15 protein-coding genes are annotated in these 10848 nt (G+C 67.6%); 11 read left to right on the top strand and 4 right to left on the bottom strand.

All coding sequences use genetic code 11. The features are described from left to right. Positions 1 to 96 precede the first annotated feature (96 nt). Positions 97 to 303 (top strand): hypothetical protein, encoded by a 207-nt coding sequence (locus ACZ7L5_RS44850; protein WP_471524872.1) that lies wholly within the window; start codon positions 97 to 99, stop codon positions 301 to 303. 430 nt (positions 304 to 733) lie between these two features. Further along, positions 734 to 1657, top strand: coding sequence for an ATP-dependent DNA ligase (locus ACZ7L5_RS44845; RefSeq protein WP_471524870.1), 924 nt, complete (start codon positions 734 to 736; stop codon positions 1655 to 1657). Positions 1658 to 2027: 370 nt separating this feature from the next. Here ACZ7L5_RS44845 and ACZ7L5_RS44840 read toward each other — a convergent pair whose 3' ends face one another. Continuing rightward, positions 2028 to 2945 (bottom strand): DUF4238 domain-containing protein, encoded by a 918-nt coding sequence (locus tag ACZ7L5_RS44840; protein ID WP_471524868.1) that lies wholly within the window; start codon positions 2943 to 2945, stop codon positions 2028 to 2030. Positions 2946 to 3195: 250 nt separating this feature from the next. Between ACZ7L5_RS44840 and ACZ7L5_RS44835 the strand changes: the two genes are divergently transcribed. Both ACZ7L5_RS44835 and ACZ7L5_RS44830 read left to right on the top strand, forming a co-directional pair. Further along, positions 3196 to 3420, top strand: coding sequence for a hypothetical protein (locus tag ACZ7L5_RS44835; protein WP_471524866.1), 225 nt, complete (start codon positions 3196 to 3198; stop codon positions 3418 to 3420). 248 nt (positions 3421 to 3668) lie between these two features. After that, positions 3669 to 3989, top strand: a complete 321-nt coding sequence (locus tag ACZ7L5_RS44830) for a DUF6355 family natural product biosynthesis protein (protein ID WP_471524864.1) — start codon at positions 3669 to 3671, stop codon at positions 3987 to 3989. Between the two features lie 157 nt (positions 3990 to 4146). Here ACZ7L5_RS44830 and ACZ7L5_RS44825 read toward each other — a convergent pair whose 3' ends face one another. Then, positions 4147 to 4302, bottom strand: a complete 156-nt coding sequence (locus tag ACZ7L5_RS44825; RefSeq protein ID WP_471524862.1) for a hypothetical protein — start codon at positions 4300 to 4302, stop codon at positions 4147 to 4149. A gap of 106 nt (positions 4303 to 4408) precedes the next feature. On the opposite strand from ACZ7L5_RS44825, the gene ACZ7L5_RS44820 reads away from it, so the two are divergent. From ACZ7L5_RS44820 to ACZ7L5_RS44800, 5 genes are all read left to right on the top strand, one after another. Further along, positions 4409 to 4741, top strand: a complete 333-nt coding sequence (locus ACZ7L5_RS44820) for a hypothetical protein (protein WP_471524860.1) — start codon at positions 4409 to 4411, stop codon at positions 4739 to 4741. A gap of 572 nt (positions 4742 to 5313) precedes the next feature. Further along, positions 5314 to 5820 carry a hypothetical protein gene (locus tag ACZ7L5_RS44815; protein WP_471524858.1) on the top strand — a complete coding sequence of 169 codons (507 nt, stop codon included), beginning with the start codon at positions 5314 to 5316 and terminating at the stop codon, positions 5818 to 5820. A gap of 227 nt (positions 5821 to 6047) precedes the next feature. Then, positions 6048 to 6419 (top strand): hypothetical protein, encoded by a 372-nt coding sequence (locus ACZ7L5_RS44810; RefSeq protein ID WP_471524856.1) that lies wholly within the window; start codon positions 6048 to 6050, stop codon positions 6417 to 6419. Next, positions 6416 to 6832 (top strand): MPN domain-containing protein, encoded by a 417-nt coding sequence (locus ACZ7L5_RS44805; protein WP_471524855.1) that lies wholly within the window; start codon positions 6416 to 6418, stop codon positions 6830 to 6832. The genes ACZ7L5_RS44810 and ACZ7L5_RS44805 overlap by 4 nt, the downstream gene beginning before the upstream one ends. Next, positions 6829 to 7029: a hypothetical protein gene (locus ACZ7L5_RS44800; RefSeq protein WP_471524853.1), complete on the top strand. Its 201-nt coding sequence runs from the start codon at positions 6829 to 6831 to the stop codon at positions 7027 to 7029. Before ACZ7L5_RS44805 ends, ACZ7L5_RS44800 begins: the two co-directional genes overlap by 4 nt. A gap of 330 nt (positions 7030 to 7359) precedes the next feature. On the opposite strand, the gene ACZ7L5_RS44795 is transcribed toward ACZ7L5_RS44800, so the two are convergent. Then, the gene (locus ACZ7L5_RS44795; RefSeq protein ID WP_471524878.1) at positions 7360 to 7842 is read right to left on the bottom strand and encodes a DUF6624 domain-containing protein; all 483 of its coding nucleotides are present in this window, start codon (positions 7840 to 7842) and stop codon (positions 7360 to 7362) included. 481 nt (positions 7843 to 8323) lie between these two features. On the opposite strand from ACZ7L5_RS44795, the gene ACZ7L5_RS44790 reads away from it, so the two are divergent. After that, positions 8324 to 8833 (top strand): hypothetical protein, encoded by a 510-nt coding sequence (locus ACZ7L5_RS44790; RefSeq protein WP_471524851.1) that lies wholly within the window; start codon positions 8324 to 8326, stop codon positions 8831 to 8833. A gap of 21 nt (positions 8834 to 8854) precedes the next feature. Continuing rightward, on the top strand, positions 8855 to 9019 hold the full coding sequence (locus ACZ7L5_RS44785) for a hypothetical protein (RefSeq protein WP_471524849.1): 165 nt from the start codon (positions 8855 to 8857) through the stop codon (positions 9017 to 9019). A gap of 308 nt (positions 9020 to 9327) precedes the next feature. On the opposite strand, the gene ACZ7L5_RS44780 is transcribed toward ACZ7L5_RS44785, so the two are convergent. Beyond that, the gene (locus ACZ7L5_RS44780) at positions 9328 to 9789 is read right to left on the bottom strand and encodes a hypothetical protein (protein ID WP_471524847.1); all 462 of its coding nucleotides are present in this window, start codon (positions 9787 to 9789) and stop codon (positions 9328 to 9330) included. Positions 9790 to 10848 lie beyond the last annotated feature (1059 nt).

Raw genomic sequence — 10848 nt, 5'->3', positions numbered from 1 at the left:
CCAGTAGCGTGCCGGGCGATAGTGGCGGAACACCTAACACCGCTGATCTACTTCAAATAAGGCTGAACAGGGCGAGGATGACGGAATGGTGTGGGCATGAGCATCCGTGACCGGCTTCGCGGGAAGCCCACCCAGGCCAGCACCCCGACGACCCCGGCCGCGCAGCCGAGCCAGCCGGCTCGGTTCGACCCGACCTCGTACACGATTGCCGAGACGTCGTACGGCGGCGGCCACAGCTCGCCGTCGTCGAGCTGCCCTGACTCGGGCAGCACCAGCAACTGGCTGAGCTGCTCCAGCGACTGACCGGCAACCGCGATGAGGCCCCGTGCAGAACCTGCACTGGGGCGTCCGGACGTCGCTTGCGGGCGTAGCCTCCTGGTCAATAGTCAACTGCCAACCGGAGCAGCCACTGGTTCTTCCGCGGGGCATCAGATCAGCGCCCATTCGCTAGTTACCGGACCCGCACTTTTCAAGATTGAACGACCTCGTCAGGGTTTCCTCCACCATTGGAGCGAACGTCGGAATGTCAAGCTCGAAGCGCGCGGTAACTTCATCGTCCTTGGACAGCCCTTGATTTCGCCACTCGACAGGCGTTGCCAAAGCACCCCAGAAGGTTCGACGACGACGAGGGAATTCAATTCCTAGACGGTATTCACGTAGTAGTCGCGTTGGCGAGCAAGGAGAACACGCTCTGACATCTTGATTCGCGTACACGGCAGGATCGTCCCGATTGATGCTGACACTGGCCGTGGAAAGCCCTGATCCGCCCGCCGGGTGGGCAGCGGAGTCGAAGTGGGACGGCTACCGTGCCCAGCTCGCCGTGTACGCGGGTGGGCGGGTGCTGCTGCGCTCACGGCGCGGCACGGACATGACGGCCTCGTTCCCCGAGATCCGTTCGGCGGCCCTGGCGCAGCTGCCGACGGACACCGGAATCGACGGCGAGGTGGTGGTGTGGGAGCGGGACAAGCTGGCGTTCGAGCGGCTGCAGCAGCGGATGGCCCGGCGCGGGGCAGCTGCCGCTCAGGCTGCACGGGAGTGGCCGGCGCACTTCGTGGCCTTCGACCTGGTCCACCGAGGCGACGACCTGACCGGCTGGCCGTACGCCAGGCGCCGTGCGGCGTTGGAGGAGCTGTTCGCGGAGCGCGGCCTGACGGCGCCGTTCACGCTGTGCCCGTCGACGACCGACCCGACCCTGGCGCGCGAGTGGCTGTCGTGGACGGCGGCCGGAGTGCAGGGACTGTGCTTCAAGCGGCTGGAGGAGTCCTATCGCGGGGGCGTGCGGTCGTGGCGGAAGTACAAGACGCGCGAGACGACGGAGGCGGTCGTCGGCGCATTCAGCAGCTCTGCGGCCGCTCCTCAGACGCTGCTGCTGGGCAGTACGACGACGAGGGGCGCTTTCAGTTCATCGGCCGCACCACCACCCTCGCCGGGGCAACTGGTACGGCTCTCGCAGGGAATTTGCACCGGTCCCCGCGCGGCCACCCATGGACGGGCTGGTCTTTCTACGCCGGGTGGGGAAGCAGAGAGAAGCTGTCCGTCGCGCTGGTGGAGCCCGAGCTGCGACGTCGCCCGCGATGCCTCCGGTCGCTGGCGCCACGCTGCGCGCTGGCACCGGCTGCGCGCCCTGACCTCTTCCCCGCCGACGTCCCGCGCCTGACGTCACCGCCGCGCTGATGGCGGCCGGGCGCGGCGGCCCCGCCGACGCGCAACCGGCTGAGCGCGCCCCGATCCCCGGCCGCGGCCGCGCCGCCCATCCCGCCCTCCCTCATCCTCAACTCCAGCCAGGGCATGGTCGAAGGGGGTCGCAACGGGGATGTCAGCGGCCCGACCACGACGTACGCCCCTGGTGACCTGGGCGGACTCCAGGGCGCTGTGGAGGCCGGCGCAACACCTGCCGCAACACTTGGCGCAACTGCCACCGCAACACCTAACGCAACACGGCGCCTTATGAGGCGAAGCCGCGGCCGGGCGGGCTGATCACGGTGTCGCCCTGCGATCGCTCCCCATCGAGCTCTGCGAGGACGGTTCTAGGTACGGCCGCCAGGGGCGTAGTCCTGCAAGAAGGCGGGCGCGACCATGCGCTGCCTCATCATCAGCTCGCTCAGATCCTGCGCGAGGCGCGGGTGAGTACCTGGCCATTCCGGTGCGTGCGCCACGAACTCCCGGCTGTTGAAGACGGTGAAGCGGTTGAAGTCTGCGACACGAAGCCGCGAGGCGTCCTGTGGGTCACGGGAGATCACGCCGAGGCGGCTGCCGAGCGGCACGGTCAGGCGTCGAAAATTGTCAAAACCTATCCCGACACCGTGATCGAAGAAGGCGGGGGGAATCTCAGGCGGCGGTGTTCCCACGACACCCGAGAGGCAGACCGGGTTGTCGCTGACCAGCAGTCCACCGCCGCGAGGGCGGTAGCAGGACCAGTGCATATCGCTGGACAGCAACGTGGAAACGAGATGATTCCACTGGTCCTTGCAGTACGCGTCGTCGTCGTTCCGCAGCAGCCAGGGACGGATCACGTGCATAGAGATCAGCCCCATCATGGCGGTCTGGATCTCTTCGTCGGACAGCCCACGGTCCTCGGCACCGATCTTCTTGGTCACCGTGTGCATCAGGAATCGGCTTCGTTGCCACTGCAGGGCCAGCAGCCAGGCGAGGGCGTGCCGGGCATGCGTGGGGACGGCACGCTCCCGACTCTGAACCAGCTCCCTGACGGCAGTGGCGGCCTCCCCCTCAATGTTGCCAATGGCGGCTTCCATCGAGACGTGATCGGGCTCCTGCCCGGGCCGGTAAATCGAGTGGCCGAGGTTGCGATGGCCTACGTCGCCAACCGACGAGTTGAAACGCCGCTCGCTCATCACCTGGTGGATGACCAGCTTGCCGCGCTGGCCGGCGAAGTGTCGGAGCAGGAATTGCGGGATGAAGTGGTGCTTCTTGGCGTGCAGCGGCATGGGACGACTTTACGAGGCCGCCGCCACCCACGGCCCTGGCCCCTGACAGCCGTGTGGAGACGGGTGGGGCTTTCGCCAGCGGCCCCACCAGCCGTGGTCGGGGCTGGACGCGGCACGGCCGGACCGTGGTCGGGGCCATGGTCTGGTTCTAGTGGCCGGGGCGACCACGCCGCGAACCGAGTTATCCACAGGCCCGAACGGGATCGGCGGTATCTCCCTGCTATGAGTCGATCACAGGGGGGTGTGCGGAATGCGGTACGGCGTGGTGGTGGAGGAGCTCGCGGTGGAAGTCATGGCGCAGCTGCCGGACGACCAGGCCCGGCGGGAGGTGATGGCGCTCGTGGAGGTCGCGCGGACGGATCCGCGGGCCTGGCCCGATTCCGTCGACCCGGGCTCCGTGGAGGAGATCCGGGTGGCGTTCGGACGGCGCTGCTGCCCTTTTCATACCGCACGCCGGCGCGATCGAGGTCCGTGACATCGGCTGGGCGGGCTGAGTCTGAGTGCCTGTTCCTGAGGCCGACATGACAGAGCCGCGGTTGTGATTGGTCGGTGAACGGCCCGATGGAGCAACATGACGGCGACTGGTGAGGAACGGTCATGGTCCCGTCACACTCGCCGCGCGGAGCGGTCATGGACCGCTGCGAGCCTCCTGTGTGGCCCCGCGACAGGTCCGGGGTGAAGGAGAGGCACAGCATGTCCTTGCAGAAGAAGAGGAACCCTTCCATGCAGAAAACCGCAAGCAAGCTCCGTCTCGCCGCGGCCGCGTTCAGCGCTGTACTCCTCGCGGGCACGGCGCTCTGCGGAAGCGCCCATGCCGCGCCCGAGGGGAAAGCCGCCGCAGAGATAGGGGTCAAGGCCTGCGGCTACTACGAGACGCAGACAGACTCGTACTACGGACACTGCGGCAGCACCTGGGTCAAGATCCAGGTCGACATCGACTGGTGGCCGACCGACATCAAGAGGTGCGTCCCGCCGGGCGAGACCCATCTCGGCACGACCGACGAGATCGACAACGCATGGGCCATCGCGGGCACTTGCGGCTAAGTGCCTGTTCCCGAGGCCGACATGACAGAGCTGCCGTTGTGATTGGTCGGTGAACGGCTCGTTGGATCTGGCCGCCTGGCCACCTGACCCGCGGGCGGGCGGACGGCGGCGAGCTGGCTTCCCACGATGGTGGGAAGCCGGCTCGCCGGGTGGTGCGTCAGTTGGTTTTGGCGTGGGCTCGTCGGTGGGAGCGCAGGATGAGGGCTGCCAGGGTGGAGGCCAGGAGCGTGAATGCGGCGGTGGTCAGGAATGCGGTGCGGGCGCCGGGGACGAACTGGCCGGGGACGGCTCCGGCAGCGTAGACGGCGGTCACGAACCCTGACCGCCGGTCGTTTGCGGCTGGCGGTCAGGGTTCTCACCGGCAGCAACCCGATCTGGGGCAGCGACCGGTCGAACGACCCTCAGGATCACGGGAGTTCATGGCAGAGTGGGCTTCCCGGCGGGATTCCGGCCCGGGGGGCCGACCGGACACCCGCCGCGCGCGGGAGAGTCAAGAGCGGGCGTTGGAGCTGTCCGCGCCGACCAGCACCATGACGCGCACCCTGCTGACCATCGACGGCGCCGCCTGTGCCCATCACGACGGTGACACCGAACAGACGTGCCGCCGTACGGTCGCCACCCTCGCCGCGCTGCCGACGGACTATGGCACCGATCTGGTCCGCCGCCGCGCCCTGGACCTGTTCGAGGCGATCCCCACCCAGCACCACCACGAACGCGCCGTACGGGAACTACGCGACGTCGTAGCCGGCTGACCGCGACCTCTGCCACAGCGGGCGGGCACGCCCGGTCCCCTCGCAGTGGAAGCACGGGCCGCTCCCTGGTGTGCTGTGGGCACCGAGGGTACTGATGGAGTCCCGCAGGAGCTGGGTGAGGCCTGCGATGTGGCTGGTGTGCAGCGGCAGTTCCTGCCGCCTGCCGACCATGACCTCCAGCGCGACGTCCGGTACGACAGCGAAGTCTCCGATCCGACTGCCCCGGCGAGGCCGCGCATCACCGTATCGATCAGGTCGTGAAGATGGCCGATCGTCTCTGTCCCGGAGAGTCCCACCCGTGCCGTGAGGACAAGGTCGTCCGGCTCCGCGATCGACAGCGGCGCCGACGGCCGCTCGAACGGCACGCTGTGGCCGACCGGCTCGGGGTGGGCTGCGTGGAGACGGGCCATCGTGTACCAGAAGTCTCGCGGGTAGCCATAGTTCGTCGGCGTCGCTTCCTTCTTCTGCTGCTCGCTGAGGCTCACGGCGGCCTTCCGGTTGATGACGTCGGAACACCTGAGTACGCCGTGGCCTAGGCGCAGTACGTGCCTTGGCCCTCGTCATCCCGCCGGGTGGCGCGGCGACTTCGGGAGCCGTCCCGCCGGGCGGGACTGGTCTACATCCTCGATGCGGCGGGCAACCGCACCAAGGCCACCGGTCCCACCGGCGCGTTCACCACGACGACGTACGACCCGATCAACCGGCCCCTGATGGTCACCGACCCGGAGGGCAACACCACCGGCTACAGCTACAACGGCAACGACAACATCACCAAGGTCACCGATGCCAACGGCAAGACGACCACCTCCGTCTACGACAAGAACAACCAGCTGACCAGCAGCACCAATCAGCTCACCAAGACCACCACGTACGGCTACGACGCGGACGGCAACCTGCTCAGCCGCACCTCCCCGCTGGCAGCAAGGAAAGCTGGACCTACGACAGCGACGGGCGCCAGGCCACCGCGGTCGACCCGCGCGGCAACGCCACCGGCGCCGATCCCGCCCAGTACACCTCCACCTACGATTACGACGCGGCCGGCAACCTCACCTCCGTCACCGACCCGCCCGGTGGTGTGACCACCACCGCCTACGACTCGGTCGCCAACGTCACCAAGCCCCTGACGCCGACAAGCGCGCCACCGCCTACGGCTACGACGAGGCCCGCCGTCTGACATCGGTCACCGACGCGCTCAACCGGGTGACGACGTACGCCTACGACGCCGACAGCAACCTCACCACGAAGACCACGCCCTGCGAAGACCACGCCCCGCGACTCCACCAGCCACACGTTCGACCCCCGCGGTTTGCTCACCAAGATCGACTACTCGGACGCCACACCCGACGCGACCTACGGCTACGACAACGGCGGCCGTACCTCCACGATGACGGCCGACGGCGCCACCACCACGTACACCTGGGACGCTGCGAGCAACCTGACCAAGTCGGCGCTGCCCAACACCGAGACGGAGGACCGCGCCTACGACCGGGCAGGCCGCCTGACGGCAGTCACCTCCTCCAAGGCCGGCACGACCGTCACCAAGACCGCGTTGACCCTGTCGGCGGGCGGCTTGCCCACCCGTGTCGACGTGGCCCGCGCCAGTGTGGGCACCGGCGGCTACGACCTGACGCGCTCAATCCCGGCGGAGTCGCGGCCGAGAGCGGTGCCGGAGCTGTGACACGACTCCTGTACGGAGCCCGTAAAGGCGAGGGCCTGCCGGGCTTCGCAGGCGTCGCCCTCAGCAAGCGACCCACCGTCACCGAGTTGGAAACCCTGACCGTCAAGCACGGTGTCGAGTTCGCCGTGATCCACAGGCTCGGTCCTGGTGCCAAGGGAACGGGCGGCGAGTACTTCCTCTACTCCGGCGTTCACAGCCGCGTAGAGATACCTGTCCGCAGCGACAGCATCCTCGTGTACCACACACACCCTCGCGGTAGCGTCTCACCGAGTGCCCAGGACAAGGCACTCTTGGGCCTGTTGCAGGCAGCCGGCTCACCGATGAGATCCTCGAAAATCGTCCCTGTCGGGCGCAACGGCCTGGTAACCACATTCACCAAGGAAGGCATCTCGGAATGGAGCCAACTCAAGTGACCGCTGAAGCCGACGAGTACGCCTTTCTTTGGAACGGGACAGAGGAAGGCTGGGTCGTCATTCGCACAGATGCCGGCGAAGCCATCTACAACGCCCAAACGCAGCGTGCCCTGCTCATCGAGGACGACGCCATGGCCGCCCGGGTCATCGAGCTGATGCGCGAACACGGGTGCCAGTTCCTCGACTCCATCCCCTAGCGGTCATGGTGACCTGCTGACACCTGATGGCCGATTCCGCCCCGCTGGATGGCATCCAGCGGGGCGGATCCGTGTCGTCCGGGCAGAATTCCGACGGGCCCAGCCGGTCAGCTCCCCGCGCCAGGAGCGAGGACCCGTGCGCAATCTCCAGCGTGGGCGTAAGTCGGGGGTCGGTGCGGACCGTGTCCGCCCCGCGCAGGGCGGTGATGCCCCGAGCCAGCGGGGGCCAGGACCTCTCCGGCGGATCTTTGCCCGCGGCAGGTGAGCCCGGGCAGTGATCCACCAGACGCGACCGGGAAGGGGGCGTCAGGCCGTGGAGAACTGGGCGACCTACTCGTCGAAGGGCTCGATGCCAGCTTCCGCACGGAGTTCGTCCATGTGCTCGGGCTCTTCACAGGGCCGCGGAACCGGCGCCCCGTCCTTCACGCCGGCGATCTGAGTTCCGTAGACCTGCTTGCCGCCCTCATTGACCAGTGTGCGGTCGCGCAGGAAGGCCAGCTCGCGCGGGCTGGCCGAGCCTGCCGACACCGCCTGCTGCATCAGCTGGAGGGCGCGACGCTGAACGTCGAGCTGTCGGTCGGCGTGCTGAGCGATGAGCCATGCCGCGCGTGCGGCCTCATCGCCGACCAGTTCCGCCGTCGGCCAGCCGTACTCGTCCATGATCTCGTTGAGCCGGTCACCGTGCCGGGCGGTCGGCCGCCGCCAGGCCAGCTGTTCAGCGGGGTCGTCGCTGTTCGCGCGGACTGCCAACTGGTGATCGGCCGCAGCCATATCCGTGAGTTCCGCTGTCAGTGCGGCAACGTCGTGCACCACCGCGTGAGCCGAAGTGCTGGACGGCAACACGCCCCCCACGACGGCCACAGCGACCGCGGCCATGAACGTCTTCCCGACGCCCTGACGCCACATGGACATGCTCATCCCACGCCTCCCCGGACTCCGCAGAATCCCCACCCGGGAGTCACAAGATGATCAAAGTGGAGGCACGTTACCCGCGCGAGAACTGCACAGGCCAAGAACCTGGCCGCAGTATCCGCACGTCATCGGGAGGACAGCCCCGCATGGAGCCCGTCGTCAGCAGGACGGGAGGCGTGTCGTGACACGGGAGGCCGCAGCGCCGCCAGGATCCGCGCCTGCACCTTCTGCGACCCTTCAGCATCCCGCCAGGACTGCGACGTCGGCGCTTGGCTTATGCTCTCGACCCAATTGTTCCGGAGGGGCTGGGATGTTTCGCAGTTCGCGTAGGGGCAGCGGGCCCATCGGGGTTGTTCGGCGAAGGCTCTGGGCCGCGACGTCGGTGCTGATCCTCGCCGTGTCGGCAGCGAGCGGATGCGCGTCGCAGGCATCCAGCCCCAAGCCTGCCGCCGCCCAGGCTCGCACACTCAGTCAAAAGGAACTGGAAGCCGCGAGACTGGCCGAGGGCGAAGCGAGCGGCTACGGAGTAGCGCTCGGCACCGAAACACCGGCGGACATGAAGCCGGCGGTGACCACCACCACGCCGGAGATCTGTCTGCCCGCGATGAAGCTGCTCCACCACGGCTGGGCAGACGGCGCAGTGGGCTACACACGGTTCCACCTGAGTGACCCCGCAAACAGCGTAGGGACCAAATCGGTGGCACTGACCAGCTATCCCACCGGACAGGCCAAGCAGATATTCGCTTCGGTTGAAAAGTCACTCAAGGCGTGCCCGTCGGTGGTCTACACGTCCGTCCACTCGGTGCGCGCGAAGCTCTCGCCCGGAGAACCACTGGAACCAGGCGACGAGTCGCTCCGAGTAAACATGGATTTTTCGATAAACGGGATTTAGAACCACACGGTGTACGGACTCGTGCGCAGCAGTGACGTCCTCGCCTGGTTCAACATCAACGAAACTTTCGGCAGCACCCTGCCGAAGCAGAAGAAGGCGGAACTCATGCCGGTACTCCCGACAGATCTGGCCTTCCGGCAGGTGAAGAAGGTAGAAGCTGCCCTGAAAGCGACAGTCACCCCCTGACCACCGGGACTTGCATCCTTCACTGCTGCGTGACGTGGGTGTGCGAGGACGGGTCAGGCCGGCCGGGCGTCCTGGGGGCAGGTAGCCTCACTGCGTGCGGGCCTGCAGTTGATCCGCTGATCCGCCGTCACCTGGGTCCGGGGCACAGCGAGTGCTCAACGATCCGGCCGCCCACGTAACGCTCGGCTGGAAGGACCCAGCCGAGCGTCTGTCCGAGCGGCTCGCGGCCTGATCAACTCACCGCGGTGCTGCAACGACCCCTGGAGTTCGCCGTGAGGGGCTGGTCGTTGGTCGCGGTCCGGCGGCAGCTAGCAAGACCGGGTGTCCGGGAGCACGTTGTCGGGGTAGTCGATGTAGTAACTGGCCATCCAGCCATCGAAGTTGGGCGTGATGATGTAGACCCAGTACGGGTTGCCGCCCACTGTCTGGCTGCCGATCTTCTGGCACCAGACCTCGAAGGAGACGCCCGGGTTCACCTGCCCCCGGATGTTCGGGCAGTTGGCCGTGGACGGTGACATGCCGCAGGTGGTGAGGCTGGCGTTGTTGTGGCGTACGTTCACGTTCGTGGCCCAGGTGGAAAAGGCGCGCTTGATGGAGACATCGCCCTCGCTCTTGCCTGCGACCGCGGGCCGGGGGCCGGACGTCACGGTGTCGGCGGCCCCTGCAGGGACGGTGGCGTCCGCGGTCTGCATATGAGCGGCGTCGGCAAGCGGTGCCATCGCGAACACCGCCGCCAACGCCATCAACACGCCGAGAACAGCTTTGAGCATCACAACTCCTTGATCGAAGGGACTAAGGGACAACCTGATCTCGGCCCTGCCCATCCTGCCGAGCGCCCCCTACGGCCCGCCGGGCAGGCGGCTGCGGGTTGCAGGCTGCAGCAGACGGTGGCCTGTCAGCAGTCCGGGGCATTGCCGATCCCGCTGGGGTGGCGTCGGTGCAGTCACCGGCCAGAAGGCCAGTGAACAGGGCCGGCACCCCGCTCTCCTGGTATGCGGCTCGCGCCATTCGGGTGCCCGGATACATGGCGCTCCTCGCGACCGGGACGACAGGGGTGTCGTGTGCGCAAGGCTAGAAAAACGCGGGCAGGAAAGGACCCTGACAGATGTCAGGATCTGCAGGGTCATGCCCGGGCCCTGCGGACCAAGGGCCGGCCGGCTTCCGCACGGTCACCGTTGCGCACGGATGGGAAGGGCCCATAAGGGGGTCCGCCAACGCGCGGACAAGCCCTCACGCAAAGTGAACGACTGAGCCACCAGTCGTGCGACCGGCGGTGCAACATGGACGCCTGCGGTCACGCTCGCCATTGGCCCTGCCGGTGTCGGGACCTGACCATGCGCACGATGATGCCCGGACCGAGCGGTCCGGGCGCATCGTGGGTGACTTCTAGTGCTCTGGATCGAGTCGGTCGTGTCCCTGAGGGAAGGGATCGGCGCATCGCGTGTGCCCTGCCGGGGGTGCCTGCGTGCGGACGCGGCTGCATACTCGCCGCCGCGGGCGTCCCCGCTGCCCTTGGTCCAGGGCTGGCTCCCGGCGCTGCCGCTGCAGTCGTCTGCCCGGCCTGTATCGCCCCGGGACAGGAGGCCGGCAGTCTCTCGACCCCTGTGAGCAGACGGGGAGGGTGAGAGGCAAGGGGGGTGTCTATCGCCGTCCCACGGCTCGACAGGCGGGACCTGGCCTTGACGTGGCGGGCCGGGGCCCGCCGGCGTGGCGGGCCGGGTTGTTGTGCCCTCGGGCCGGCGTGGGGGTCAGTGGTGCTTCCTGTCGACTGCCCGGAAGCTGCCGACGAGCGCGAACGGCACCACGCTGCCGTCGAAAACAATCGTTCC

Source organism: Streptomyces sp. NPDC107528 (assembly GCF_055639295.1).
This window is presented reverse-complemented; position numbering and strand designations above follow the sequence as displayed.

Excerpts from the sequence above, each read along its gene's own strand:
- ACZ7L5_RS44835 (WP_471524866.1), top strand. The coding sequence starts at position 3,196 with ATGCGGTACGGCGTGGTGGTGGAGGAGCTCGCGGTGGAAGTCATGGCG.
- ACZ7L5_RS44840 (WP_471524868.1), bottom strand. The coding sequence starts at position 2,945 with ATGCCGCTGCACGCCAAGAAGCACCACTTCATCCCGCAATTCCTGCTC.
- ACZ7L5_RS44820 (WP_471524860.1), top strand. The coding sequence starts at position 4,409 with ATGGCAGAGTGGGCTTCCCGGCGGGATTCCGGCCCGGGGGGCCGACCG.
- ACZ7L5_RS44850 (WP_471524872.1), top strand. The coding sequence starts at position 97 with ATGAGCATCCGTGACCGGCTTCGCGGGAAGCCCACCCAGGCCAGCACC.
- ACZ7L5_RS44845 (WP_471524870.1), top strand. The coding sequence starts at position 734 with ATGCTGACACTGGCCGTGGAAAGCCCTGATCCGCCCGCCGGGTGGGCA.
- ACZ7L5_RS44830 (WP_471524864.1), top strand. The coding sequence starts at position 3,669 with ATGCAGAAAACCGCAAGCAAGCTCCGTCTCGCCGCGGCCGCGTTCAGC.
- ACZ7L5_RS44780 (WP_471524847.1), bottom strand. The coding sequence starts at position 9,789 with ATGCTCAAAGCTGTTCTCGGCGTGTTGATGGCGTTGGCGGCGGTGTTC.